Source organism: Agromyces sp. Y182 (assembly GCF_059445385.1).
This window is the reverse complement of the sequence record NZ_JCAIUF010000002.1, coordinates 742,808-769,201: the sequence shown is the minus strand read 5'-3', so window position 1 is coordinate 769,201 and position 26,394 is coordinate 742,808. Positions and strand designations below refer to the sequence as shown.

Genomic DNA, 26,394 nt, shown 5'->3' with positions numbered 1-26,394 from the left:
GAGCGGCCGGGGTGCGAGGCATCCGGTCAGGCAGTCATGCTTAGACTGGAACGCGTGAAGGTACTCGCAGCGATGAGCGGCGGCGTCGACAGCGCCGTTGCCGCTGCGCGCGCCGTCGAGGCCGGCCACGAGGTCGTCGGCGTGCATCTCGCGCTCAGCCGCATGCCCGGCACCCTGCGCACCGGCAGCCGCGGCTGCTGCACGATCGAAGACTCGATGGACGCGCAGCGGGCGGCCAACGTGCTCGGCATCCCGTATTACGTCTGGGACTTCTCCGAGCGGTTCAAGGCCGACGTCGTCGACGACTTCATCGCCGAGTACTCCGCGGGTCGCACCCCGAACCCCTGCATGCGCTGCAACGAGCGCATCAAGTTCGCGGCGCTGCTCGAGAAGGCGCTCGCGCTCGGCTTCGACGCGGTGGCCACCGGCCACTACGCCAAGATCGTGACGGATGCCGCGGGCAACCGTGAGCTCCACCGTGCGAGCGCCGAGGCGAAAGACCAGAGCTATGTGCTCGGGGTGCTCACCGCCGAGCAGCTCGCGCACGCGTATTTCCCGCTCGGCGACACGCCGTCGAAGACGCTCGTGCGCGCCGAAGCCGCCGAACGCGGTCTCTCGGTCGCGCAGAAGCCCGACTCCTACGACATCTGCTTCATCCCCGACGGCGACACGAAGGGCTGGCTCGCCGAGCGCGTCGGCACCGAGACGGGCGACATCGTCGACCGCACCGGCGCCGTGGTGGGGTCGCACGAGGGCGCGCACGCGTTCACCGTCGGCCAGCGCCGCGGCATGCGACTCGGCACCCCGGCCGCCGACGGCAAGCCGCGCTTCGTGCTCGAGGTGCGCCCGAAAGAGAACACCGTCGTGGTCGGACCGAAAGCGGCACTCGCGATCGGGCTCATCGCCGGGTCGCGGTTCTCATGGGCCGGCCTCGCGCCCGCCGACCTGTCGACCCCGTTCGAGTGCGAGGTGCAGATCCGCGCGCACGCCGACCCCGTGCCGGCGGTCGCCGAGCTCGTCGACGGCGAGTTCGTGGTGACGCCGGGGCATCCGCTCGATGGAGTGGCGCCCGGCCAGACCGCGGTGATCTACGTCGGTACGCGGGTGCTCGGCCAGTTCACGATCGACCGCACGGTCAGCGCCGTGCCGGTCGACGCGTAGCCCCGGACAGGCTCGCCTCGACGGCCAGCATCGCGTAGATTCGCGCTGGCGCTACCCCCGGCGCCGCGTCAATGACGAGGAGTCGTTGTGTCCTACCCGCAAAGTCCCGCTGACCCGAACCGCGACCTGGCCGACCCGTTCCGAAACCTCGACCCGGCGCCCACGACGGGCCGTATCGCGATCGTCTCCCCGCCCGCCGACGGATGGGAACCGATCGTGGAGATCGCCCCCATCACCGCCGAGGAGGTCATCGAACGCCAGCGGCAGGTGTTCGGCGGCATGAAGATCGGCTCGGCCCTCTTCGGGTGGCTCACTGCGGCAGGCGTCACGGCCATCCTCACCGGGCTGCTCGTAGCCATCGGCATTGCGCTCGGTCGCGGTGCGGCGCGCGGTGCGGCGTCGTCGACCGGCGACGCGCTGCTCGATGCTGACACCGTCGGATGGGTCGGGGTCAGCGCACTGCTCGTGATCGTATTGGCGGCGTTCTATTGCGGCGGCTACGTCACCGGCCGCATGGCGCGCTTCAGCGGCGTCCTGCAGGGTCTCGCCGTGTGGCTCTGGGCGCTCGTGATCGCGATCCTGGCGGCGGTGCTCAGCGTGGTGCTGGGTCGCCAGGACGACATCCTCGGCTACCTCGACGCGTTCCCGCGCGTCCCCGTGCCCGAGAGCGCCCTGACGATCGCGGTCATCACCGCCGCGGTCGTTGCGGCCCTCGTGAGCATCGGCGGTGCCATCCTCGGCGGCGTCGTCGGGGTGCGCTACCACCGTCGCGTCGATCTCGTCGGGTTCGATCGGTAGCAGACAGGCGCCCCGAACGCCCGGCGGGCGTCGGTGCCGCCTCGTACTATGGGCGTGTGAGCGACATCCCCACCGAGTTCGAAGCAGCCCGTGCCGAAGCCGCGGTGCTCGCCGACCGCATCGAGGATGCGCGGCTCGCCTACTACGGCGATGGCGACTCGCCGTTCTCCGACGCCGAGTACGACGCCGACTTCCACCGGCTCGAGGCGCTCGAGCGGGCGTTCCCCGAGCTCGCGGGCCAAGACAGCCCGACCCAGCAGGTCGGCGCGGCCATCGTCTCGGCGGGTTTCCCCGAGCACGAGCACGCCGAACGCATGCTCAGCCTCGACAACGTCTTCTCGATCGACGAGTTCCGCGACTGGGCGACGAAGACCGCCGCTGCGGCAGGGCGGCCCGTGCGCTGGCTCTCCGAGTTGAAGATCGACGGACTGGCGATCAGCCTGGCCTACCGCGACGGTGTGCTCGAGACCGCGACGACGCGAGGCGACGGCCGCGTCGGTGAAGACATCACCGAGAACGTCGACCTGATCCCCGCCATCCCGCCGCGGCTCGAGGGCGACGGGTACCCCGCGTTCTTCGAGGTGCGCGGCGAGGTGTTCCTGCGCACGAGCGACTTCGAGGCGCTGAACGAGCGACAGCACGAACTGCAGGCCGCTTTCGAGGCCGAGCAGATCGCAAAGGGTCGTGCGATCGAGCAGATCCCCACGAAGTATCCCGAGTTCGCCAACGCACGCAATACTGCGGCAGGCAGCCTGCGCCAGCGCCGCGAGAAGAAGAGCACGTTCGAGCTCTCGCTCATGCGCGAGCGGCTCGGCCGACTCGCCCTGTATCTCCACGGCATCGGCGCTTGGCGCAGTGCCTCACCGGCTGGGCCCGATGTGGCGAACCAGTCCGACATCTACTCGCTCCTCGCCGGGTGGGGTCTGCCGGTCTCGCCGCACTCCCGCGTATTCGACTCGGTCGACGACGTCGCCGGGTACATCGTCGAACGCGGCGAGCATCGCCACGACGTCGAACACGAGATCGACGGCATCGTCGTCAAGGTCGACGAGCTCGCACTGCACGACGAGCTCGGAGCGACCAGTCGCGCGCCGCGTTGGGCGATCGCGTACAAGTACCCGCCCGAAGAAGTGCACACGAAGCTCCTCGACATCGTCGTCGGCGTCGGCCGCACCGGCCGCGCGACGCCCTACGCCGTCATGGAACCCGTGAAGGTCGCCGGCAGCACCGTGCGGCAGGCGACACTGCACAACCAGCAGGTTGTGAAGGCGAAGGGCGTGCTCATCGGCGACACCGTGGTGCTGCGCAAGGCGGGCGAAGTCATCCCCGAGATCCTCGGTGCGGTCGAACAATTGCGCGACGGCAGCGAACGGGAGTGGCACATGCCCGAGCGCTGTCCCGAGTGCGGCACGCCGCTGCGCGCCATGAAAGAGGGCGACATCGATCTGCGTTGCCCCAATGCGAAATCCTGCCCCGCCCAAGTGCGCGGGCGGGTCGAGCACATCGGCTCACGGGGCGGCCTCGACATCGAGGCGCTCGGCGAGGTGACCGCGGCCGCGCTCACCCAGCCGTCCTTCCCGACGCAGCCGCCGCTGCCCACCGAGGCCCGCCTCTTCGATCTCACGATCGACGAGCTCGTGCCGATCGAAGTCGTCGTGCGCGACGCCGAGACGGGCGAACCGAAGGTCGACGACGAGACCGGCGAGCCGGTGAAGCGAGCGCCATTCCAGAAGCTCGGGCCCGCGAGCTATCCGCCAGGCACCGAGACCATGAAGCCGGCCGAACGCCGAGCAGCAGGCGTGAAGAAGAACTTCCGCGAGGTCGGGCCGTCCGAGGCGGCGACGAAACTGCTTTCCGAACTCGGCAAGGCCAAGACGAAACCACTCTCTCGCCTGCTCGTCTCACTCAACATCCGCCACGTCGGGCCGGTCGCGGCGCGAGCGCTCGCCGACCACTTCGGCTCGCTCGAGGCGATCCGCGGTGCATCCAGGGAAGAGCTCGCCGAAGTCGACGGCGTCGGCGGCATCATCGCGGACTCGCTCATCGACTGGTTCGGTGTCGACTGGCATCTCGAGATCATCGACCGGTGGACCGCCGCAGGCGTCCAATGGGCGACGCCGGGGCATCCGGGGCCGGGCGCCGCAGCCGAAGCCGGGGGAGTACTCACGGGGCTCACGATCGTCGCGACCGGATCGCTCGAGGGCTTCACACGTGACGGCGCGCTCGAGGCGATCATCGCCGCGGGCGGCAAAGCCGCGTCGAGCGTCTCGAAGAAGACCGACTTCGTCGCTGCCGGGCCGGGAGCCGGTTCCAAGCTCGCGAAAGCCGAAGAGCTCGGCATCCGCGTGCTCGACGCCGCCCAGTTCGCGGTGCTCGTGAGCGAAGGTCCGGCTGCGTTGCCGGCGATCGAGGCAGCTGAAGGCGACTAGCCGGGAATCAGGGGGAGTATGTCGGCACCAGAGGACGACGCAGCGGCATCGGCGGATGCTTCGTCGAAACAGGCTCCGCGCGGCCCCTCGCGCCGCGAGTTCCTCAGGGTCGGCGGTGCGGCGGCGGCCGGAGTCGTCGTCGGCGGCGCGGCCGGTGGCGCGGTCGGTGCCGCGCTTGCCGGGGGAGCATCGAACGCGACCGCGACCGCGCCATCGCCGAGCGCGATGGCCGTGCCTGAGGGCGCAACGCCGATCGAACACCTCGTCGTGTTGATGGGAGAGAACCGCTCGTTCGACAATCTCCTCGGCCGGCTGTACACGACGGAGTCGTTGCCCGAGGGTGCGAGCTTCGACGGGCTCGACTTCGGCGAGTACTCGAATGTCGCGTCCGATGGCAGCACGGTGTCCGCGCACGTCTACACGGGTGCGACCGACCGGATCATGGAGCAGCCCGATCCTGACCCCGGCGAGGAGTACCCGCACGTCAACACCCAACTGTTCGGCACGATCGACCCCGAGCACAACGAAGGTCGTGAGACTGCGGAGATGACCGCGCCGTACAATGCGCCGAGCGACACCTCGCAGCCCGACATGTCGGGCTTCGTGCGCGACTACGAGTCGAATCTCCGCGCGCTCCGCCGCGGACGCGCGCCCGAGGCCGACGAGGTTCGCCAGATCATGGGCGGGTTCGACCCCGTCATGCTGCCGGTGCTGTCGACGCTGGCTCGCGAGTTCGCGGTCTTCGACCACTGGTATTGCGGTGTGCCGTCGCAGACGTTCTGCAACCGGTCGTTCTTCCACGCCTCCACGTCGCACGGCTTCGTCACGAACGTGCTGAACGGCGGCTACCGCAAATGGCTCGACGCCCCTGATTCGCCGACGATCTTCAACCGCCTCGAAGAGCAGGGCGTGAGCTGGCGCATCTACTTCGACCAGCGCCAGTTGATCTCCTTCACCGGATTCCTGCACGCACCGGTACTCGAACGCTTCTGGCGCACGGAGCACTTCGCCACGATGGAGGATTTCGAGAGTGACGCCGCGGAGGGCACGCTGCCCGCGTACGCGTTCATCGAACCGCGCATGGTCTACGACCACAACGACTTCCACCCGCCGTTCGGCAAGCTCCGCGAAGGAGAGTTCGACGGAGAGCCCATCGTCGACAGCGCCGTTTCCGACGTGCGTGCGGGTGATGCGCTGGTCGGCCGCGTCTATCAGGCCGTGCGCGGGGCGGCATCGGAGTCGGGTTCCAACGCCCTCAACACGATGCTGCTCATCACCTTCGATGAGCACGGCGGCACCTACGACCACGTGCCCCCGCCCTCGGCGAAGCCCCCGAACGACGACGGCGAAGGCGAGATGGGGTTCGGGTTCGATCGTCTCGGATGCCGCGTGCCGGCGATCGCCATCTCGGCCTACACCGGGGCCGGCACGATCATCAGCGACGAGTTCCACCACGCCGCCGTCATCGCAACGCTGGCGAACACGTACGATCTCGACACGTTGACCGATCGCGACGCCGGCGCCCGTGATCTCAGTGCGGCGCTCAACCTCACCGCGCCGAGGCATCCGTCGACCTGGCCGTCGCCGACCCCGCAGTACGTGCCGCCGAACGACGAGGAGCGCCCGCCTGACGAAACGGATAGCGCGTCGACGCGGCCGTTGAGTCCGCCCGGTCAAGGACTGCTCGGCCTGCTGCTCGCGAAGTACGGCAAGCCGGGCGAACCGCAGCCCGAGACGTATGCCGAGGCCTACGAACTGCTGCACCGCTACGGCGACGGGCTGTTCGGCGTGCCCCGATAGAATCGATCCATCCCCATCCCGAGACGACGGAGCAGCATGTCCGAAATCACTGCGGAGCAGGTCGCGCATCTCGCGAACCTCGCCCGCATCGCGCTCACCGATGAAGAGATCGAGCACCTCACGACGGAGCTCGGCCAGATCATGCACGCGGTCGAGCAGGTGAGCGAGGTGGCCACGTCCGACGTGCCGCCGACGAGTCACCCGATCCCGATGCAGAACGTGTACCGAGACGATGTCGTGGGCGACACCGTGATCACGGCAGACGAGGCGCTCGCGGGCGCCCCCGAGTCCGACGACGCGCGGTTCAAGGTCTCCGCGATCCTGGGAGAAGAGCAGTGAGCGACGAACTCATCCGCCTGTCAGCCGCCGCGCTCGGCGAGAAGCTCGCCTCGGGCGAGGTCTCGTCGGTCGAGGCGACCCGCGCGCACCTCGACCGCATCGCGGCCGTCGACGGGGCCGTGCACGCGTTCCTCCACATCGAGGGCGATCGCGCCATCGAGACGGCCGCCGAGGTCGACCGGCAGCGTGCAGCAGGTGCCCCGCTCGGCCCGCTCGCCGGCGTGCCGATCGCGATCAAAGACGTGCTCGTCACCAAGGGCATGCCGTCGACCGCCGGATCGCGCATCCTCGAAGGCTGGGTTCCGCCGTACGACGCGACTCCGGTCACCAAGGTGCGCGAAGCGGGCATGATCCCGCTCGGCAAGACGAACATGGACGAGTTCGCCATGGGCTCGTCGACCGAGCATTCCGCGTACGGCCCCACCCACAACCCGTGGGATCTCGAGCGCATCCCCGGCGGGTCGGGCGGCGGCTCGGCGGCATCCGTCGCCGCCTTCGAGGCGCCCCTGGCGCTCGGCTCCGACACCGGCGGCTCGATCCGCCAGCCGGCGCACGTCACCGGCACCGTCGGTGTGAAGCCGACCTACGGCGCGGTCAGCCGCTACGGCTCGATCGCCCTCGCGTCGTCGCTCGACCAGATCGGCCCGGTCACGCGCACCGTGCTCGACGCGGCGCTGCTGCACGACGTCATCGCCGGGCACGATCCGCTCGATTCGACCTCCATCCCCGAGGCGTGGCCGTCGATGGCCGACGCCGTGCGGCGAGCGGATGTCTCGGGCCTCCGTATCGGCGTCATCAAGGAGCTCGACGGCGAGGGCTTCCAGGCCGGTGTTCGGCAGCGTTTCCACGAGTCGCTCGAACTGCTCGAACAGCAGGGCGCCGAGATCGTGGAGGTCTCAGCACCGCACTTCGAGTACGCGATCGCGGCGTACTACCTGATCCTGCCCGCAGAAGCGTCGTCGAACCTCGCGAAGTTCGACTCTGTGCGATTCGGCCTCCGTGTCACGCCCGAGGGCGGCGGCACGGTCGAGCAGGTCATGGCTGCGACCCGCGAGGCCGGTTTCGGCCCCGAGGTCAAGCGACGCATCATCCTCGGCACCTATGCACTCTCGGCGGGCTACTATGACGCCTATTACGGCAGCGCGCAGAAGGTACGCACGCTCGTACAGCGCGACTTCGGTGCGGCCTTCGCGAACGTCGACGTGCTCGCCTCGCCGACCGCACCGACGACCGCGTTCAAGTTCGGCGAGAAGCTCGCCGACCCCGTGTCGATGTACCTGAACGACATCGCGACGATTCCCGCGAACCTCGCCGGTGTGCCGGGCATCTCGCTGCCGTCGGGGCTCGCCCCCGAAGACGGGCTGCCCGTCGGCATCCAGTTCCTCGCGCCGGCGCGCGAGGACGCACGTCTCTACAACGTCGGCGCTGCGCTCGAGCAGTTGCTCGAGGCACGTTGGGGCGGCCCGCTCCTCGCGCAGGCGCCCGACCTCTCCGCCCATGAGCTCACCGCGACCGAGGAAGGCGCACTCTGATGGCCCGCGCTGAACTGATGGACTTCGACAAGGCCCTCGAACTCTTCGAGCCGGTCATCGGCCTCGAGGTGCACGTCGAGCTGAACACCACGACGAAGATGTTCTCGTCGGCGCCGAACCCCGCGAACTCGCAGTTCCACGGCGCGGAGCCGAACACGCTCATCACGCCCGTCTGCCTCGGCCTGCCCGGTTCGCTGCCCGTCGTCAACGGCGAGGCCGTGAAGTACTCGATCAGTCTGGGGCTCGCGCTCGGCTGCTCGATCGCCCCGTCGAGCCGGTTCGCCCGCAAGAACTACTTCTACCCCGACCTCGCGAAGAACTACCAGATCTCGCAGTACGACGAGCCGATCGCGTTCGACGGCGAGGTCGAGGTCGAGCTCGAGAACGGGCGCACCTTCACGGTGCCGATCGAGCGCGCGCACATGGAGGAAGACGCCGGCAAGCTCACGCACGTCGGCGGTTCGACCGGTCGCATCCAAGGCGCCGAGTACTCGCTCGTCGACTACAACCGTGCCGGTGTGCCGCTCGTCGAGATCGTCACGCGCCCGATCTTCGGCGGCGAAGCCGACACTCCTGCGCTCGCGAAGGCGTACGTGTCGACGATCCGCGACATCGTGCTCTCGCTCGGCATCTCCGAGGCGCGCATGGAGCGCGGCAACCTCCGTTGCGACGCGAACGTCTCGCTCCGCCCCCGCGGGCAGGAGAAGCTCGGCACACGCACCGAGACGAAGAACGTCAACTCGATGCGGTCGGTCGAGCGTGCGGTGCGCTACGAGATCCAGCGTCAGGCCGCAATCCTCGCCGGTGGCGGCACGATCACTCAAGAGACGCGTCACTGGCACGAAGACACGGGTGCGACGAGCGCCGGCCGTCCGAAGTCCGACGCCGACGACTACCGGTACTTCCCCGAGCCCGACCTGCTGCCGGTCGTGCCCTCGGCGGAGCTGATCGAGGAATTGCGCGCCGCGCTGCCCGAGGCGCCCGCCGCGCGCCGCCGGCGTCTGAAGGCCGAGTGGGGCTTCACCGACGACGAGTTCCAGATCGTGGCGAACTCGGGCATGCTCAACGAGCTCGCCGCGACCGTCGCCGCCGGCGCAACCCCGGCTGCCGCGCGCAAGTGGTGGACGGGTGAGATCGCGCGTCTCGCGAACGCCGCCGACCGGGATGCCACGGGCCTCGTGTCGCCCGAGCACGTCGCCGAGCTCGCGCAGCTCGTCGATTCCGGCACGCTCACCGATCGCCTGGCCCGCCAGGTGCTCGAGGGCGTCATCGCCGGCGAGGGCTCGCCGCAACAGGTCATCGACGCGCGCGGTCTCGCCGTCGTCTCCGATGATGGCGCGCTGATCGCGGCGATCGATGCGGCACTCGCCTCGCAGCCCGACGTGCTCGCGAAGATCCGCGATGGCAAGGTGCAGGCGGCCGGTGCGGTGATCGGCGCCGTCATGAAGGCGATGCAGGGCAAGGCCGATGCGGCGCGTGTGCGCGAGCTCGTGCTCGAGCGGGCCGCGACTCCGGTGGCCGAGTAGCGCGTGCAGCGAGCGTTCTCATACCGCCGGTCGAGTAGCGAGCGTTCTCATACCGCTGGTCGAGTAGCGAGCGCAGCGAGCGTATCGAGACCGACTCACAGCCCGCACGATACTGACGGCCGTACAGTGGTCGTCCTTTGAACGATTGAGGAGCACGAAATGGGATTCCTGGACCGACTGTTCGGCACCGTCCCCGACGAACCTGCGGCGCGCCCGGTTCCTTCTGCACGCAGACTGAGTGACGACGAGGTCGCCGTCGAGCGATACCGCTACCTGCTGCGCACGGCGCCGCCCGAGTCGGTCGAGACGGTGCACGCCGAGGCATTCGCCAAGCTCACTCCCGAGCAGAGAGCGGCGGTCTTCGCCTCGCTCTCCGAAGAGGCACCGGCCGGTGAACGACTCGTCTCCGACGAGCCCGGCGCACTGGCTCGGGCGGCGACCCGTGCCGAGCTTCGAGCTCCCGGCAGCGTAGAACGTGCCTTCAACCGGGCGGATGCCTCGGGTGGCCGCGCCCAGCAGGGCGGGCCGTCGTTCGGCGGTATGTTCGCAGGCTCGCTGCTCGGCTCCATCGCGGGTGTGGTGGTCGGTTCGGCGATCGCGCAGGCGTTCCTGCCCGACCCCGCCTCGTTCGAGGCGGGCGCCGACGGCGGGGACACCGGGGGCGACTCGGGCGGCGAGAACGGTGCTGGCACGGGCGCCGATGCCGGTGGCTATGACGCTTCTGGTTCCGACCAGGGCGGCTTCGGAGACTTCGGCGGTGGCGATTTCGGTGGTGGTGGCGACTTCGGTTTCTGATGCTCCATCGCTGGCCCTGAGCTTCCGATGACAGTGGCACGGGCTAGGTTCGGAGCATGAGCAAGCAGGACGGCTCGTCGCGGCAGGTCACCACCGGCCCGGTCGACGATTCGGCGACACCCATCCTGCACGTCGACATGGATGCGTTCTTCGTGTCGGTCGAGTTGTTGAAGCGGCCCGATCTGCGCGGCAAGCCGGTGCTGGTCGGCGGTACCGCCGGGCGTGGGGTTGTTTCTGCGGCGAGCTACGAGGCCCGAAAGTACGGCGTGAACTCGGCGATGCCGATGTCGCTCGCATTGCAGCGCTGCCCGAACGCGATCGTGTTGCGGGGCGATTATGCGAGCTACACCGAGTACTCGCGTCGGGTGATGACCATCTTCGAAGAGGTCACCCCGCTCGTCGAGCAGCTCTCGATCGATGAGGCGTTCCTCGACGTGTCGGGCGCGCGACGCCTGCACGGCAGCCCGGCCGAGATCGCGTGGACCCTGCGGCAGCGGGTGCACCGCGAGACCGGGTTGACCTGCTCGGTCGGCGTGGCGGCGACGAAGTTCGTGGCGAAAGTGGCGTCGAGCAGGGCGAAGCCCGACGGCATGCTCGTGGTGCCGGCCGAGCGCACGCTCGATTTCCTGCACCCGCTGCCGGTCTCGGCGCTCTGGGGGGTCGGGCGAGTCACCGAGGAGTCGCTCACGCGCATCGGGCTGCGCACGGTCGGCGATGTCGCTGCCATGCCGGTCGATGCGCTCGAACGTGCGCTCGGGCCGGCCCTCGCGGCCAAACTCAGCCATCTCGCGATGGGCGTCGACGCGCGCGACGTCGTCACGGGCCGTGAAGAGAAGAGCATCGGCCACGAGGTCACGTTCGGCTACGACCTCACCGATCTCGAGCAGTTGCGGCGCGAGCTCCTCCGGCTCTCCGACGACGTCGCTGTGCGGCTGCGCAAGGCGGGGCTGCTCGGCCGCACGGTCGTGTTGAAGCTCCGCTACGGCGACTTTCGCACGGTCACCAGGTCGCGCACGCTGGGCGAGCCCACGGATGTCGCGCGCCGCATCTACGACGAGGCATCCGCGGCCCTCGGTGAACTCGCCGGCGATGGTGCGCGCATCCGTCTCATCGGTGTTCGAGCCGAACAGCTACGGCCGTCGGGTACCGGTGCGATGTTGTGGGACCCCGACGAGGAGTGGCGCGAGGCCGAGCGCACCATCGATGAGGTGACCGCTCGTTTCGGTCGAGGCGCAGTGCGGCCGGCTTCGCTCGTGCGCCCGGCGGTCGATCGTGTCGAGTCGTCACGACGCAAGGATGCGGGCGGTGAGTGAGTGCGTTGCGATGAACCCGTTCGAGGGCGAATCGTGAGAGGGGTGGCTGAGCGGCGCATCCGCGGGTAGCGTTGCAGGCATGGCTGAACTCGTACTGGAACTGGCTGAGAGCGTCGCCGGCGTCGGCGTGAAGACCTCCTACGGTGACGTCGTCGAGATCGACGGCACCACCCTCGTGCCGGTGGCGCTCGGATACTACGGCTTCGGTGCCGGCAGCGGCTCCGACGAGAAGGGCGACGAGGCGGGCGGCGGTGGCGGCGGTGGCCTCTCCATTCCGCTCGGCGCATACGTCGGTCGCGATGGCGGCGTTCGCTTCGAACCGAACCTCATCGGCCTGCTGCTCGTCGCCACCCCGCTCGTGTGGGTCACCGGCAAGGCGCTGCGCATGGTGATCAGAGCGCTCAAGCGCTGAGACGCCCACCGTCGCGGCGGTCGCGGTCGACCCTCACCGTGCTCGTCGGCGTATACTCGTCAGCGAACACGGGAGTCCGGTGAGCCGGGCTGAGAGGAAGGTTCTCAACCTTCGACCGTCGAACCTGATCTGGGTAATGCCAGCGCAGGGAGGGCAATCACATCTCAATTCCCGTGCCTCTTTCCACGAATCGAAAGGGCACGACAGTGCACACTGCAGCAACTGAAACCAGCACATCCCCGGCCGCTCCGAAGCCGCGCAATCTGCGTTGGCGGGTCGTCGACATCGTCGTCGCCAGCGTGATCGGCGTCGCGACGGGGCTTCTTTTCCTCTTCTGGAACAACATCGGTTACGCATGGTTCAGTGCGGCCGATGCGCTCACGCCGGGCCTCGGCGGTATCGCCGTGGGCATCTGGCTCATCGGCGGCGTGCTCGGCGGACTCATCATCCGCAAGCCGGGTGCGGCCCTCTTCGTCGAGCTGCTCGCCGCGGTCGTGTCAGCCCTGATCGGCAACCAGTGGGGCATCGAGACGATCTACTCGGGCGTGGCGCAGGGGCTCGGCGCCGAACTGGTGTTCGCGATCCTCGCCTACCGCCGGTTCGGTGTGTTGCCCGCCATGCTCGCCGGTGCGGCGGCCGGCGCGGCGGCCTGGAGCCTCGAGCTCTTCACCTCCGGCAATCTGCAGAAGTCCGCCGAGTTCCTGGGACTCTATTTCGCGACGGTGGTCGTGTCGGGCGCGGTCCTGGCCGGGCTGCTCGGCTGGCTCATCGTGCGGGGCCTCGCAACCACCGGGGCGCTCAGCCGTTTCGCCGCGGGTCAAGACGTGACTCAGCGGGTCTGACGTGGGTCACGACTCCGAAGCCATCCGGCCCGCGCGCGTGGAGGCGCGCGGGTGGGGGTGGCGCCACGCCGGCAGGCGCGACGCAGCGCTCGATGGCATCGACCTTCGTATCGAACCGGGGGAGCGGGTGCTGCTGCTCGGGCCATCGGGTTCGGGCAAATCGACGCTCCTTCACGCCCTTGCCGGAGTTCACGGCGGAGCCGAGGAGGGCGAGGAGACCGGTTCGCTGCGCATCGACGGCGAGTGGCCGGCATCGGTGCGGGGCCGCGCGAGCCTCGTGCTGCAGGATCCCGACTCGCAAGTGATCCTCGCTCGCGTCGGTGACGACGTCGCCTTCGGCTGCGAGAACCTCGGAGTGCCGCGAGACGAGATCTGGCCGCGTGTGCGTCGCGCGCTCGACGACGTCGGGCTCGACCTTCCACTCGATCACCCGACCAGCTCGCTCTCCGGCGGGCAGAAGCAGCGCCTCGCGCTTGCCGGTGCCCTCGCGATGCGTCCAGGGCTCTTGCTCCTCGACGAACCGACCGCGAACCTCGACCCCGACGGGGTGAGCGAGGTATGCCTCGCGGTCGACCGCACGCTCGAGCGCACCGGAGCGACCTTCGTCGTGGTCGAGCATCGTGTCGATGTCTGGATCGACCTCGTGGCCCGCGTGGTGGTGCTCGGCAGGAACGGTCGTATCATCGCCGACGGCGACCCCCGACACGTCATCGACACGCAGCGCGAGGCCCTCCTCGCCGCCGGGGTCTGGGTGCCCGGCTCGCCGCCGACGGTGACGTCGGCGCGGCCCGCCGCTGCGGCATCCGTTCTCGATCTCGCCGGTATCGACCTCGCGATCGGCCGCCGGAGCGATGCGGTCGTGCGAGCGGGGCTCGAGTTGTCATTGCCGAGAGCCTCGTCAACGGTGCTCACGGGGCCGAACGGCGCCGGAAAGTCGACCCTCGCCCTCACGATGGGCGGACTTCTGGCACCGATCGCCGGTCACGTGCGCGCGTCAGCGGAACTCGCGAGCGGGCTGCGCAGCGAGCCGATCCGATGGCGCTCGCGCGAGTTGCTCACCCGCATCGGAACCGTGTTTCAAGAGCCGGAGCACCAGTTCGTCGCCTCCACCGTGCAGCGCGAACTCGAGGTCGCCCCGCGGGCGCTGGGTCTCGACGCGGCGACGACCCGTCTGCGCACTCGCGAGGTGCTCGAACGCTTGGGGCTCGACCGGCTCGCCGAGGCGAACCCGTTCACGCTCTCCGGCGGTGAGCAACGTCGGCTCACGGTCGCGTGCGCGCTCGTCGCGCAGCCCCGCGTCATCATCCTCGACGAGCCGACCTTCGGCCAAGACCGTCTCACCTGGATCGAACTCGTCGGCCTGCTCAGGGGGCTGGTCGACGACGGGGTGACCCTGCTCTCGATCAGTCATGATGCGGCATATCTCGCGGCGCTCGGCGATCAGCATCTCGATCTCAGCCGGGAGTCCCTTCGGGTGGAGGCGGCGGCATGATCGCGGCACCTCGACTGCGTCTCGTCGATCGCGTCAACCCCGTCAGCCGCCTCGCCGCGGCGATGCTCCTCACCACACCACTGCTCCTCACCGTCGATTGGGTGAGCGCCGCGGTCGCACTCATCGTGCAGCTCGCACTGTTCGCCATGGCCGGTGTGACCCCGAAAGTGCTCGTGGCCCGCACCTGGCCGATCCTCATCGCGGCACCGATCGCCGGTCTCAGCATGCTGTTGTACGGGCGGCCCGAGGGCACCGAGTACTGGTCGTTCTGGCTGGCGCGGGTCACCGACGGCTCCATCGAACTCGCCATCGCCGTCACCGTGCGCGTACTCGCGATCGGATTGCCGGCGGTGCTGCTGTTCATGAACGTCGACCCGACCGAGCTCGCCGACGGGCTCGCACAGATCGCTCGCCTGCCGAGCAGGTTCGTGCTGGGCGCACTCGCGGGAGCACGCCTCGTCGGCCTGTTCATCGAGGATTGGCGGGCGATGGCGTTGTCGCGCCGCGCGCGCGGCATCGGCGATCATGGGGCCATCCGCCGGTTCGCGACCATGGCCTTCGCGCTGCTCGTGCTCGCCATTCGGCGGGGAAGCAAACTCGCGACCGCGATGGAGGCACGCGGCTTCGGGTCCGACCGACCGCGCACCTGGGCGCGCGTCTCCCGTGTCGGTTGGTCGGACGCGGCGCTCCTCGCACTCTCCGTCGGCATCGCCGCGCTCGCGATCGGCGCGGCCATCTGGGCCGGTACTTTTCACCCGGTGTGGTCGTGACCGATCGCTCGAGTGTCGAGGTCGGCCCCGCGGCATCCGCCGTTCGGGCCGTGCTCACTCGGGTACGCACGGGGCGATCGCAGATCATCGCGATCGACGGACCCAGCGGCTCCGGCAAGAGCACGCTCGCCGACGCGATCCTGCGGGCCTGGCCCGGTCGAACGCCCGACCTCGTTCGTCTCGACGACGCCTACCGCGGCTGGACCGGGCTCGAACGGGCCGGCACCGAGTTGTCGCACACCCTCATCGCCCGCCGGGGGAGAGGCATGGTGGGGCAGTGGCGGCAATGGGACTGGGCGACGGATCGTCCGGGTCCGATCGAGTCGAGCGATCCCGGCAACACGCTGGTCATCGAGGGGTGCGGCGCGTTCGCGGCCGTTGCGCGGGTCGACGCGGTGCATGTCTGGGTGGAGGCCTCTGCACGAGTGCGCAAACGCAGGGCGCTGGCACGAGACGACGGTGCATTCGATCCGTATTGGGAACTCTGGGAACGGCAGTGGCGCCGATACGTCGCGCGTACAGGACCCGCGCGTCGCGCCGATCTCCGGGTTCGCGTCGTCGACGTCTGAGCCGGCGCCCTCGCGCGGCGCCCTGCCCCTTGGTGCGACCGAGCGCTACGGTAGTCACATGAGCACAGACACGACAGGCGCCCAATATGTCGCGGAGTTCCTCGACGGTCCACTCGAGGGCGAGTTCGAGCAGCGCATCCTCGTGGGCGGCAAGCCCGAACAGCGCGTCGGCATGGTCGCCGCCGTCGACGGTCTCGAGTCGCTGTTCTGGTATGACGCGGTCGACGAGCGCGAGGTCAACGGACAGGTGCGAGTGCAGTTCCGCTTCGATGCGGATGACTCCGACCCGGTCGAGTCCGACGACGAGAACGACTGAACGTACCGCACGCGGGAGGCTGCGCGCCCACCCGTTCAGCCTTCGTCTCGGTCCTCGGTTCAGCCCTGCTGATCGGCGAAGAACGCCCCGATGAGCGCAGCCGGATTCATGAGTCGCCAGAGCGGACCCGGATCGCCGATGTCGCTCGTCAACTCGAGCGGCGAGCCGAGATCCCCGCTGGCAGCGGCCACGACCACTCTGCCGACGTCACGGCCCGCCGACGCGGTCGTGAAGGCTTCGACGGCGACGGATGCCTCGCCGCCCGGGTTGCCCCACGAGACATCCGTCTGGCTCACGGTGGCGACGAGCTCGGCTCGGTCTCCCCAGGCCGCTTCGACACTCGCGTAGGGCGTGCCGGCGGTGATGACTTCGACGGGCTGCGCGGTGAGCGCGCTCGATTCAACCGCCGTACGGACGGCTGCGTCGAGCGTCTCGTAGTCGGGCATGAGCGACATCGCTCCGACGAGGCGATGTGGGGGTTCGCTTTCCGCGCCCGGGATCTCGGTTGCGAAGAGGAAGGTCAGGCCCGCCTGGTCGGTGTAGCTGCGGGCGAGGGCGCGCACTCCCGTGTCGCCGAGGTGGGCGACCACGTCTGGCACGTTTCGCGCCCCGGCGACCGCTGGGGACTCCACCGTGTCGTATATCGCCGCGATCGCCGGGTCGGCCAGTGCCAGCGCCGCGAGGCGGGTGAGTTCTTCGGCGGTGCCGACATTGTCGCCCGACAGGCCCGTCGCATCGGCGACCCGGGTCTCGGTGAAGCCTTGCTCGGCGAGCCAGGCATTGGCCGCCTTGACATAGGGGTTGACGCCGCCGAACGCCCAGCGCACGAGCGTGTCGGCGTGGTTGTTGCTCGATGCGAGCAGCACTGCACGCACGACGTCTCGCTCCGTCCAGCTCTCGCCGGGCGAGACCTGCAGGGTGCGCGAGTCCTCCGCGACGTAGCGGAGGTAGTCGGTGTAGTCCTCGGGTCCGATGTTGATGGCCGGGCCGGCACCGCCGTCTGCGGGCAGCGGTAGGGAGTCGAGGGTCGCGAGCACGGCGATGAGTTTTGCGGCGCTGCCGATCGGAACCGCGGCCGTGTCGCCTGCGACGGCGAGCGTCGTCGGCGCGCCGTCGTCAGCGAGGACGGCGATCGCGCTCGCGCCCGCGGTGGGAAGCGAGATCGCGGTGGGCGAGCCCACAGCGGATGCCGCTGCAGTGGTGTCATCGACCGTGACACTCACGGCCGGGAGCGGACCGAGGAGCATCGCCGGACCGTAGACCCCGATGCCGAGGATCGCGATCGCGCCGACGGCGATGCCCACGATGCGGCCGGGGGTGATGCTCATGGAATCAGCGTAACCCGGCCGCGTTCATGCCCAGGACGACCCGACTACTCGGTGCGGCGCTGCGTACGTCGACCACGAAACACGGCGAGTGCGCCGAGCACGGTGAGGAACATCACCAGGACGACGCCGATGCCTGGATCGACGCCGGTGGCGGCGAGCCCGCCCGCGGAGTTGGGATCGTTCGACGCGCCGCCGCCGCCACCCTCCGTGTCGCCGGGCGGGTTTCCTCCTCCGTTGCCGCCGGTGGCCGCCGGTGAGACTTCGATCGTGACCGATGCCGACACCGCACCCACGGTCGCGGTGATCGTGTGCGCGCTCGCATGGGTGAATGTCACTCGGTTGCCCGAGATGACGTCGCCTGGTTGATCACTCGTCAAGATCACCTCGGATGTCACATCGTCGTGATTCCCGAACGCGTCCTCACCCGAGACGGTGATCTCCACGGAGTCGCCCACCGTGGCCGAGAGTGAGACCGCTGAGAGGGTGATCTCGGTGATCGGACCCGGAGTGATCTCGAACGTGAGCGCTCGGCTGCTCGAGCCCGTCGCGGAATCCATCCGAACCGTGAAGGTTGCCGTGGTGGCGACCTCGGATTCGCCCGCGAGCTCGCCGCTCGTGGCGTCGAGCACGAACCCCGCTGGGAGAGAGCCCTCCGTCACCGTGTATCGCGCGGATTCGGAGCCGGTGGCGCCGAGTCGAACCGAGTGCTCGACCCCGGCCACCGCATTCGGAATCGACGTCACGAGCTCGGGCGCAGCTTTCCCGACCGCGACCGGGAGTCGGTCGAACGCCAGCAGCCCGACATCGTTCGAGGTGCGAATCATCGGGCCGGCGCCGTAGTGCGACAGATAGCTCACCGTCGCATTCGCGCCGATGGCACCGGTCAGTGTCACGAGCAGCTTTCCTCCCTCGTGGTAGCTCACGTTCGTCACCTTGGCCGATGACCCGTTCACCACGAAGTCACCTGTCGAGGTGATGTTCGCGTCGATGGTCAACGGATCGGTGGCGGAGTCGAGCTGGATGGTGAACTCCGTGCTCGACGCTGCCGTTGCTGCTGCGGCGATCGGGTTCGGTGCGGCAACGCCGGCGCTCGGCCCGCCGTAGAGGTCGCGGAGGAGCACGGCCGCCGCCTGATCGCCGAACATCTGGTAGCCACCTTCGTATCCGAAGTGGCAACCGTCATGGACGGGTGCCCCCGTCGTGGAGAGCACGGTCACGCCATGCGTCCGCGAAAGGTTCCGTTGCGCTTCGCGCAGGGCGATATCGTCGCCGCGGGCCGCGTTTCCCGCGCCGTTGCACGATGTTCGGAGCTGGTAGGCGTAGTAGTGCGCGCCGCCGCGGATGTTGGAGCCGAACTCGCTTCGCCAGTCTTCGAGCAGATTCGTGAAGCCGTCGATATGACGAGCCGTATCGCCGTTGTCCGACTCGCCCTGGTACCAGAGCACCGCCTTGACGTCATCGAGGACCCCAGCTGATTCCAGGCGCTGCCGTAAACGGCCGTAGTTCGTTCCGATGTCATCCGGGTCGGAATCGTTGCGCTGGAACACGTGGATCGGCTGCCCGCCGTGTGCGCCATTGATGATCGCAACCGGAACCTGAAGCTCTTGCGAGAGCAGGCCACCCATGCGCATGCCCCACTGGCCGACCATGCCGACATTGGTGACCTGGTTCTTGTTCGCGGAGGTCATGTCACCGTAGGCGTATTGCCATGCACGGCTGCCTCGTGAGGTGTCGGGGTGCCATGACGTCGTGCCGTAAGTCCGCACCCATGGCGACTGATTGCCGGTGCTCGAATCCGATCCGTCCTGCCACGCGGCGGACTCCGAGTTGGATTGTCCTTGAATCACGAAGACGTCGCCGGCGACGACATGGGTCCACCGGCCGCTGGTGCGCCAGATGCCGTCGATCTGGGTCTCCAAGTGGAATTCGTAATCGTGGAGGCCCGCCGTGATGCGCGTGTCGAACGAGAACGACGAGTCCGAACTCGCCTGCGTCGTCGTCTCTCCGGCACTCGTGACCGAGAGACGGACGTTCTCGACCACGGCATCCGAGGTACCGGCGACGATCACGTTCGCACCGTTGTCGGCATCGCGCGGGAAGAGCTGCCGATCTTGCGGAGCGTTGCTCAGCTCGACGACCGCAGAGCGTGTGTAGACCGTGAGCGTTCGGCTCGTGAACGAATCCGCATTGCGGGCGAAGGTCCAATCCGACTCCGCCGTGCCGCCTCGGGGTGCGTCTCCGAACCCGATGTCCAGCGTTCCCGGCGAGGTGAACCCGTTGAGCGCCATCACGGTGCTCGGGGTCTGGGCATCGCCCGGTTCGGTGTTCACTCGGTGGATCTGGAACGAGCCGTACCACCCGACGGTCGGCTGGTCGTCGGCGTCGTACGCGCCGTTCGTCGCGCCCTGTACTTGCCCGCTGCGGTAACGCTCGTAGGTGTTCGGCCAGTGTTCGATCCACCCCGTCATACCTTCACCCGTCGCGACGCCGGCGACGTTCGAGGCGACATCCAAGTCGTTCACGCGCTGCTGCGTCATCTGGCCCGGGATCGTATGAAGGCCGAGCAGCGAAGGATCTGCGGTGAAGGCGTCCATACCGGACCAGGCCCACTGCGTGCCTGTGCCGCTCGTCGTCTCGAGGCAATACCCCACGCGGTCGAAGCCGTGTTCGGCGGATTGAAGTGCATTGAACGTGTAGTCGGGCACGGCGCCCGGCCATGAAGCGTTGGCAGGGAGTTCGAGTTGCAGTACCGGCGCCTGGCCGTCGGCCGTGGCGGCCGCGTCGCACGAAGTGGGTGCGGTCGTCTCGGCGGCCGGCGCGGGAGCGGTGGGGGTGAGGACGAGTGCCCCGGTCAGGGTTGCGAGAGTGAGGAGGCGGACGGGCGTGCGTGCCGAAAGCGCGTTGATCAATGCGGGCCAATCATCTTTGATGTGCTCAACGTGTGGAGTGAATCTGGTGATGAAACGATTCAGAAGTGATCAGTCGATACAGTAGCGGCCAGTCGAGCGGCGCGTCAATGCCCCGGGTGGCCCGTCAGCGCCCTGAGCGCCGCTTCGATGCCCCCGAGCGGCCGGGGCGGCCGGTGGAGCGACGCGTCGGACTCAGGCCCAGCCGAGTTCGTGCAGGCGAGCGTCGTCGATGCCGTAGAAGTGGGCGATCTCGTGTACGAGCGTGACGTGGATCTCTTCACGGAGTTCATCTTCGTCGTCTGAGATCGAAAGCAACGGCTCGCGGTAGAGGATGATGCGGTCGGGCATCTCACCGAATCCGTACCGGTCGCGTTCGGTCAGCGCCCACCCGTCGTAGAGGCCGAGCAGGTCGAGCGAGCCGTCTTCGGGGCGGTCTTCGACGACGAAGACGACGTTCTCGAGGCCGTCGACCATGTCGTCGGGCAATTGGTCGAGCTCATCGACGACGAGAGCTTCGAACGCCTCGGCATCGAGTTCCACGAGCAACTCCGTTCGGAGCGGGTGAAGGCTCCTGGCATCTCATGACTACCAGGAGCACATGGGGTGAGTAACGGGGCTTGAACCCGCGACCTCCTGGACCACAACCAGGCGCTCTGCCAACTGAGCTATACCCACCATGTGTCGACCGCCGAAGCGATCTGGCAACTCAAAGAGACTACTACACCTTGGCGTCGAACTCGTCCACGACGGTCGCCGCAAGGGTCTGGAGTTCTTGGGTCGATGGGCCGGGTTCGGCGACGAAGACCGCGCGCCGGTAGTAATGCAGTTCGCGGATCGATTCGAGGATGTCGGCGAGCGCCCGGTGTCCGCCGTGTTTCTGTGGTGAGTTGAAGTACGCGCGGGGGAACCAGCGCTTGGCGAGTTCCTTGATCGAGGAGACGTCGACACTGCGGTAGTGCAGGTGCGCATCGAGGCGAGGCATGAACTTCAGAAGGAAAGCGCGGTCGGTGCCGATCGAGTTGCCCGCGAGGGGTGCTTTCTGTTCTTCGGGTACATGCTTCAGCACGTACTCGAGTACTTCGTACTCCGCCTCTGCGACGCTCACGCCGTTCGGGATCTCTTCGATGAGTCCGGATTGAGTGTGCATGGTTCGGACGAACTCGCCCATCAACTCGAGCGCGCTCGGATCGGGCTTGATGACGATGCTGAGCCCCGCATCGACGGGGTTCAGTTCGTAATCGGTGATGACGACGGCGATTTCGACGAGTTCGTCGACCTCGAGGTCGAGTCCGGTCATTTCACAGTCGATCCAGACCAATCGGTCACTCGAGGAAGCCATGCGGTGAGTCTACCGGGGCGCTCCGACGCTGACGGTCAGCGCCTCTGGCGGCGACGGAAGCCGAGATGGACGACCCGTCGACGCAGTTACGACTCCAGGGCCCGGATTCAGTGCCCCCGGCAGGAATTGAACCTGCGACCAAGAGATTAGAAGGCTCCTGCTCTATCCGCTGAGCTACGGGGGCGACGGTGTCAAGCATACCGGGGCAGGCCGGGTCACCCCTCGACGGGCAAGTACGGATCGTCGTCCGGCTGCTTCGCGGCGGCATCAGTCCGGCCCTTGCGAATCGTGAGTGCGATGAGCGGGAACAGCAGCACCGACGCCATCCCCGCCCCCACGAGGGCCGCGGCGGTACCGCTCGGCAGGTCGCCGTTGTCGACTCCGATGGCCGTGACCGCGACGATGATCGGCAGACCGGTGGCGCCGAAGAGTGCGGTCGCCGCGAGGTCGCGCCGACTCGAGCCCTTCGGTGCGGCGAGAAGCGAGGGCAGTCCGCGCACGATCAGCATCAGCACCAGGAAGATGGGGAGAAGTGCCGTCGTGCGGACGTCGGCGAAGAGCGCCTCGAGGTCGAACGTCACGCCCGTGTTGATGAAGAACACGGGCACGAGGAAGCCGTAGCCGACGGCTTCGAGCTTCGTCTCGACGATCTCTGCGTCGCGCTCGGGCGCGCCGGTCATGAGCAAGCGGTAGATCACGCCGGCGGTGAATGCGCCGAGGAGCATGTCGAGGTCGAGCACGATGCTGAGCGCCACGAGCGCGAGCAACACGAAGATGACGAGCCGCACCGCGAACTGCCCGCTCGTGTGGAGCGTCGCGGTGATCACCCGATGCATCCGCTTGCCCACACCCTTCGCGGCCAGCCAGATGGCGATGCCGGCGATGACCGCGAAGGTGAGGAGCACGATCGTGGCGAGCAACGGAGTGCGCCCGCTGAGGAAGATCGAGATCGCGAGCAGCGGCCCGAACTCACCCACTGCGCCGAGCGCGATGACCCCGATGCCGAACGGGGTGCCGAGATCGCCCGAATCACGAAGCACCGGCATGATCGTGCCGAGCGCCGTCGAGGTCAGGGCGATGCCGATGAAGGCTGCCGCGGGGAGCTCGGCCACCAGCACCGCGGCGATCCCGATGCCCGCGGCGAGTGAGATGATCCAGCCGATGGCGGCACGGCTCAGGGGGCGTCCGCGGATCGAACGGAAGTCGACCTCATTGCCCGCGAGGAAGAACAGCATCGCGAGGCCGAAGTCGGCGAGCTGGCCGATGAACGCATCGGGCACCACCCAGCCGAGGACTGCAGGTCCGAGTGCGAGTCCGAGCAGGATCTCGAAGACGACGAGCGGGATCACGACCCAGCGTCCGATCACCCGCACGAGCAGTGGTGCGGCAACGGCGATCGCCGGCACGAGCACCATGGTTCCGATCGAGATATCCATCCGAACTCCCGTCAGTCCGCAACTTCGTCAAGGCCGGCAGCGTTGCACTTGCCGCGATGTTAGCGGAGGCCCGGTGGCATCCGCGCGATGACGCGGCCGCGCCTGTTTGCATCCAGGAAACATCTCAGCGGTATCGTCGTGGAATGCGAGAGCTGCAGTCGCGAATCATCGCCGAACTCAACGTCGTCCCGGTCATCGAACCGGCAGAGCAGGTGCGTGCGCGCATCGACTTCCTGAAGTCCTACCTGCGCTCGACCGGCGCAGGCGGCTTCATCCTCGGCATCAGCGGGGGACAGGATTCGACACTGGCAGGCCGGCTGTGCCGCCTGGCCGTCGATGAACTCGTCTCCGAGGGGACTCCTGCACGCTTCGTCGCGGCGCGATTGCCCTACGGTGTGCAGCGAGATGAAGACGATGCGCAACTCGCGCTCGAGTTCATCGACCCGCAAGAGGCCGTGGTGTTCAACATCAAGGGTGGTGTCGACGGACTCGCATCAGACTACGAGGCGGCGACGCAGGCGCCCCTCAGCGACTTCGGCAAGGGCAACGTCAAGGCTCGACTGCGGATGGTGGCGCAATACGCGCTGGCGGGAGAGCACAGGCTTCTCGTGGTCGGCACCGACCATGCTGCGGAGGCCGTCACCGGTTTCTTCACGAAGTTCGGCGACGGTGGCGCCGACATCCTGCCGTTGACCGGGCTCACGAAGCGGCAGGGCCGTGCGCTGCTCGAGCATCTCGGCGCGCCCGAGCGTCTGTATCTGAAGGCGCCGACCGCCGACCTGCTCGATGCGAACCCGGGGCAGTCCGACGAAGCGAACCTCGGGCTGAGCTACATCGACATCGACGCGTTCCTCGAAGGCCACGACATCGACGAGGCGATCGCCGAACGCATCGAGGCCAGATTCTTGCAGACCCGGCACAAGCGCACGGTGCCCGTGTCGATGTTCGATGACTGGTGGCGTTGATCAGTCACTCGAGCTGAGCCGAATCGGCCGGAGCCGCGACTCAGCTGAGCACTAGATCAGCGCAGTGGCTCGGTCTGCAGCGTCGGTGTGGGCGCGGTGTTCGCCGTGGCGGTGGGCGAACTCGGCTCGGCGAGATTGACGCTGCCCTGGTAGCGCTGCTGGTGCTGTTCGGCCACCCACGCGTCTTGCTGCTCGACAGCGGCTTGATCTGGATCTTGACGCTGCGTGCGCCACCGTGCGAGGTCGTTCTGGAACTGCCGGCGCGTGCGCGACGGGTGACGCTGCCATTCGAGCAGTCGATCGCGGAACTCCACTACAGCGGGATCGAGTTGGTAACCGAACGTCGCCGATGCGCGCTTGAGCTCATGCAATTGGTGGGAAGCCCAGTTCGCTGCGACATCCGACCCGCGGATCGGGAGCAGGCGCACGATGATGTCGGCCTGGCCGACGGCGCGATCGACGAGCACCTGTTCTTGAGGAGTGAGCGAGTTCCAGACGGAGGCCTCGGTCGCGGCGTCGACGAGCGCGGCGATCGCGGTCGCCTTGGCCTCACGGTCGCGCTGCGTGACGAGCCGCTTGATCGCGATACTGGCGATCCACACCGCGAGGAGTCCGGCGGCGAGCACCGCCAGGAACAGCACGGCGGCCGAGAAGACCGCGGGTCGTGCCGCTGCCGAGCCGAGCCAGGAGACGAGATCATTCCACCACTGCATGGCGGCAGGCTACCGCGCGTTGCTGTCGTGCCGGGCGAGCACGGGCGGCGTGCCCGAATTCACTCGCGGCCCGGTCACCGGAACAGCTCGGCAGCGTCTCGCGACGACCAGAACTCGCCGAGGTCGATCGAGCGGATGCCGCCGGCAACCGACCGCTTCGCCCCGAAGCGCGTCTCGGTGCCCGCACCGCGCTGCTCGATGTGACCGAGCACCGGGCCGTGCGGGCGAGTGACGCGCCACAGGCCCGGAGCGGCCGGCGAGATGAGCAGGCCGGGTACATCGATGGGGAACGGTTCGCGCGTGCGCGCGGCGTTCATGGCGATGGCGGACATGTCGTTCCTCTCGTGACGCAGCCGGCCCTGCTGGTGTATGTCACGAGAGTACGGAGGGCCACCGACATCCGATCGGTGCTGCCGGCTCAGCCGAGCGCGGTGCCGTGGGCCGCGAGCGGCTCGATGCGCTCGATCTCCTCATCGGTGAGCGGCGCGGCATCGAGCGCTGCCACGTTCTGTTCGAGCTGGGCGACGCTCGAGGCGCCGATCAGCGCGCTTGCCACGAGCGGCTGGCGGAGTACCCATGAGAGCGCGAGTTGGGCGAGGGTCTGGCCGCGGTCTTTCGCGATCGCGTCGAGCGCGCGCGCGCGCTCGAGGTAGTCGGAGCTGATGCGATCGGCGGAGAGGAATCGGCTGGTTGCGGCCCGCGAATCCGCGGGCACGTCACCGTTCAGGTAACGATCGGTGAGCAGCCCTTGCGCGAGCGGTGAGAAGACGATGCTCGCGGCGCCGACCTCTTCGAGCGCCGGGAAGAGACCGTCTTCGATGTGTCGGTCGAACATCGAGTAGCGCGGCTGGTGGATGAGCAGTGGTACGCCTTCGGCGGCCAGAGCAGCGGCGGCCGCACGAGTTTGAGCGGGGTCGTAGTTCGAGATGCCCGCGTAGAGCGCCTTGCCTTGGCGCACCGCGGTGGCGAGGGCGCCCATCGTCTCTTCGATGGGCGTCTCGGGGTCGGGCCGGTGCGAGTAGAAGATGTCGACGTAATCGAGGCCGAGGCGCCCGAGGCTCTGGTCGAGCGAGGCGAGCAGATACTTGCGCGAACCGAAATCACCGTACGGACCGGGCCACATGTCGTACCCCGCCTTCGACGAGATGATGAGCTCGTCGCGGTAGGGGGCGAGATCGTCGGCGAGAATGCGCCCGAAGTTCTCCTCGGCGCTCCCGGCGGGCGGCCCGTAGTTGTTCGCGAGGTCGAAGTGCGTGATGCCGAGGTCGAACGCGCGTCGCACGATTGCGCGCTGCGTGTCGTAGGGGCGCTCATGACCGAAGTTGTGCCAGAGGCCGAGTGAAAGGGCAGGCAGTTTCAGGCCACTGCGGCCGACGCGGTTGTACTGCATCCGTTCATAGCGTTCGGGGAGGGCGACATAGCTCATGCTGCAACTCTATGGCGATGCGCCGCGCTGGTCCTGCCGGTGCCGCCCGACATCGTCATCCGGGGTCACTCGTCCTCCACAACCGCCGGTACCCGCTGCTTCTGCACCGGTCGTCGATGAGGGCATCGGATGCTTCGGCAGGGGCGTGATGCTGGTGCTCGCGGCTCCGGGGTGACGATCCCGG

The 26,394-nt window shown here is 68.2% G+C and carries 24 protein-coding genes, 2 tRNA genes and 1 riboswitch; of the genes, 16 read left to right on the top strand and 10 right to left on the bottom strand.

The window, feature by feature from the left end:
* The first annotated feature begins 54 nt into the window (after positions 1-54).
* The 15 genes from mnmA (at position 55) to AC1C2R_RS18070 (ending at position 16,094) form a co-directional block, all read left to right on the top strand.
* Positions 55-1,161 (top strand): tRNA 2-thiouridine(34) synthase MnmA, encoded by a 1,107-nt coding sequence (gene mnmA, locus AC1C2R_RS18140; RefSeq protein ID WP_495380824.1) that lies wholly within the window; start codon positions 55-57, stop codon positions 1,159-1,161.
* 87 nt (positions 1,162-1,248) lie between these two features.
* Positions 1,249-1,959 (top strand): hypothetical protein, encoded by a 711-nt coding sequence (locus tag AC1C2R_RS18135; protein ID WP_495380823.1) that lies wholly within the window; start codon positions 1,249-1,251, stop codon positions 1,957-1,959.
* Positions 1,960-2,015: 56 nt separating this feature from the next.
* Positions 2,016-4,388 (top strand): NAD-dependent DNA ligase LigA, encoded by a 2,373-nt coding sequence (gene ligA, locus AC1C2R_RS18130; protein ID WP_495380822.1) that lies wholly within the window; start codon positions 2,016-2,018, stop codon positions 4,386-4,388.
* Between the two features lie 18 nt (positions 4,389-4,406).
* The gene (locus tag AC1C2R_RS18125; protein ID WP_495380821.1) at positions 4,407-6,188 is read left to right on the top strand and encodes an alkaline phosphatase family protein; all 1,782 of its coding nucleotides are present in this window, start codon (positions 4,407-4,409) and stop codon (positions 6,186-6,188) included.
* 36 nt (positions 6,189-6,224) lie between these two features.
* The gene (gene gatC, locus AC1C2R_RS18120) at positions 6,225-6,527 is read left to right on the top strand and encodes an Asp-tRNA(Asn)/Glu-tRNA(Gln) amidotransferase subunit GatC (protein ID WP_495380820.1); all 303 of its coding nucleotides are present in this window, start codon (positions 6,225-6,227) and stop codon (positions 6,525-6,527) included.
* Positions 6,524-8,059 carry an Asp-tRNA(Asn)/Glu-tRNA(Gln) amidotransferase subunit GatA gene (gene gatA, locus AC1C2R_RS18115; RefSeq protein WP_495380819.1) on the top strand — a complete coding sequence of 512 codons (1,536 nt, stop codon included), beginning with the start codon at positions 6,524-6,526 and terminating at the stop codon, positions 8,057-8,059. The genes gatC and gatA overlap by 4 nt, the downstream gene beginning before the upstream one ends.
* Positions 8,059-9,585: an Asp-tRNA(Asn)/Glu-tRNA(Gln) amidotransferase subunit GatB gene (gene gatB, locus AC1C2R_RS18110; RefSeq protein WP_495353707.1), complete on the top strand. Its 1,527-nt coding sequence runs from the start codon at positions 8,059-8,061 to the stop codon at positions 9,583-9,585. Before gatA ends, gatB begins: the two co-directional genes overlap by 1 nt.
* Positions 9,586-9,744: 159 nt before the next feature.
* Positions 9,745-10,380, top strand: coding sequence for a hypothetical protein (locus tag AC1C2R_RS18105; RefSeq protein ID WP_495380818.1), 636 nt, complete (start codon positions 9,745-9,747; stop codon positions 10,378-10,380).
* A 56-nt stretch (positions 10,381-10,436) separates the two neighbouring features.
* Positions 10,437-11,693 carry a DNA polymerase IV gene (locus AC1C2R_RS18100; protein WP_495380817.1) on the top strand — a complete coding sequence of 419 codons (1,257 nt, stop codon included), beginning with the start codon at positions 10,437-10,439 and terminating at the stop codon, positions 11,691-11,693.
* A 79-nt stretch (positions 11,694-11,772) separates the two neighbouring features.
* Positions 11,773-12,105 (top strand): spore germination protein GerW family protein, encoded by a 333-nt coding sequence (locus AC1C2R_RS18095; RefSeq protein ID WP_495353710.1) that lies wholly within the window; start codon positions 11,773-11,775, stop codon positions 12,103-12,105.
* A 58-nt stretch (positions 12,106-12,163) separates the two neighbouring features.
* Positions 12,164-12,273: riboswitch (TPP riboswitch) on the top strand.
* A 38-nt stretch (positions 12,274-12,311) separates the two neighbouring features.
* Positions 12,312-12,947 (top strand): ECF transporter S component, encoded by a 636-nt coding sequence (locus AC1C2R_RS18090; protein ID WP_495353711.1) that lies wholly within the window; start codon positions 12,312-12,314, stop codon positions 12,945-12,947.
* A 1-nt stretch (position 12,948) separates the two neighbouring features.
* A complete protein-coding gene (locus AC1C2R_RS18085) occupies positions 12,949-14,439 on the top strand; it encodes an ABC transporter ATP-binding protein (protein WP_495380816.1) in 1,491 nt (496 codons plus the stop codon).
* Entirely contained in the window at positions 14,436-15,209 is a 774-nt protein-coding gene (locus tag AC1C2R_RS18080) for an energy-coupling factor transporter transmembrane component T family protein (RefSeq protein ID WP_495380815.1), read from the top strand. The genes AC1C2R_RS18085 and AC1C2R_RS18080 overlap by 4 nt, the downstream gene beginning before the upstream one ends.
* Positions 15,206-15,778: a nucleoside/nucleotide kinase family protein gene (locus AC1C2R_RS18075; protein ID WP_495380813.1), complete on the top strand. Its 573-nt coding sequence runs from the start codon at positions 15,206-15,208 to the stop codon at positions 15,776-15,778. Before AC1C2R_RS18080 ends, AC1C2R_RS18075 begins: the two co-directional genes overlap by 4 nt.
* 58 nt (positions 15,779-15,836) lie before the next feature.
* Positions 15,837-16,094, top strand: a complete 258-nt coding sequence (locus AC1C2R_RS18070; protein ID WP_495353715.1) for a hypothetical protein — start codon at positions 15,837-15,839, stop codon at positions 16,092-16,094.
* Between the two features lie 59 nt (positions 16,095-16,153).
* Here the strand turns inward: AC1C2R_RS18070 and AC1C2R_RS18065 are convergent, their stop codons facing one another.
* From AC1C2R_RS18065 to AC1C2R_RS18035, 7 genes are all read right to left on the bottom strand, one after another.
* Positions 16,154-17,422 carry a serine hydrolase family protein gene (locus AC1C2R_RS18065; RefSeq protein ID WP_495380811.1) on the bottom strand — a complete coding sequence of 423 codons (1,269 nt, stop codon included), beginning with the start codon at positions 17,420-17,422 and terminating at the stop codon, positions 16,154-16,156.
* 44 nt (positions 17,423-17,466) lie between these two features.
* Positions 17,467-20,331 (bottom strand): sialate O-acetylesterase, encoded by a 2,865-nt coding sequence (locus AC1C2R_RS18060; protein ID WP_495380810.1) that lies wholly within the window; start codon positions 20,329-20,331, stop codon positions 17,467-17,469.
* 192 nt (positions 20,332-20,523) lie between these two features.
* Positions 20,524-20,871 (bottom strand): metallopeptidase family protein, encoded by a 348-nt coding sequence (locus AC1C2R_RS18055; protein WP_495353718.1) that lies wholly within the window; start codon positions 20,869-20,871, stop codon positions 20,524-20,526.
* A gap of 59 nt (positions 20,872-20,930) precedes the next feature.
* Positions 20,931-21,006, bottom strand: a tRNA-His gene (locus tag AC1C2R_RS18050).
* A 43-nt stretch (positions 21,007-21,049) separates the two neighbouring features.
* Positions 21,050-21,670, bottom strand: a complete 621-nt coding sequence (gene orn / locus AC1C2R_RS18045) for an oligoribonuclease (RefSeq protein ID WP_495380809.1) — start codon at positions 21,668-21,670, stop codon at positions 21,050-21,052.
* Positions 21,671-21,781: 111 nt separating this feature from the next.
* Positions 21,782-21,854: transfer RNA gene (locus AC1C2R_RS18040), tRNA-Arg, on the bottom strand.
* 31 nt (positions 21,855-21,885) lie between these two features.
* Positions 21,886-23,106 (bottom strand): cation:proton antiporter, encoded by a 1,221-nt coding sequence (locus tag AC1C2R_RS18035; RefSeq protein WP_495353720.1) that lies wholly within the window; start codon positions 23,104-23,106, stop codon positions 21,886-21,888.
* 143 nt (positions 23,107-23,249) lie between these two features.
* On the opposite strand from AC1C2R_RS18035, the gene nadE reads away from it, so the two are divergent.
* Positions 23,250-24,071, top strand: coding sequence for an NAD(+) synthase (gene nadE, locus AC1C2R_RS18030; RefSeq protein WP_495353721.1), 822 nt, complete (start codon positions 23,250-23,252; stop codon positions 24,069-24,071).
* A gap of 56 nt (positions 24,072-24,127) precedes the next feature.
* Here the strand turns inward: nadE and AC1C2R_RS18025 are convergent, their stop codons facing one another.
* From AC1C2R_RS18025 to AC1C2R_RS18015, 3 genes are all read right to left on the bottom strand, one after another.
* Positions 24,128-24,784, bottom strand: a complete 657-nt coding sequence (locus AC1C2R_RS18025) for a hypothetical protein (protein ID WP_495353722.1) — start codon at positions 24,782-24,784, stop codon at positions 24,128-24,130.
* Between the two features lie 74 nt (positions 24,785-24,858).
* A complete protein-coding gene (locus AC1C2R_RS18020; RefSeq protein WP_495353723.1) occupies positions 24,859-25,116 on the bottom strand; it encodes a hypothetical protein in 258 nt (85 codons plus the stop codon).
* Positions 25,117-25,202: 86 nt separating this feature from the next.
* Positions 25,203-26,210 (bottom strand): aldo/keto reductase, encoded by a 1,008-nt coding sequence (locus tag AC1C2R_RS18015; RefSeq protein ID WP_495380808.1) that lies wholly within the window; start codon positions 26,208-26,210, stop codon positions 25,203-25,205.
* Between the last annotated feature and the right edge of the window lie 184 nt (positions 26,211-26,394).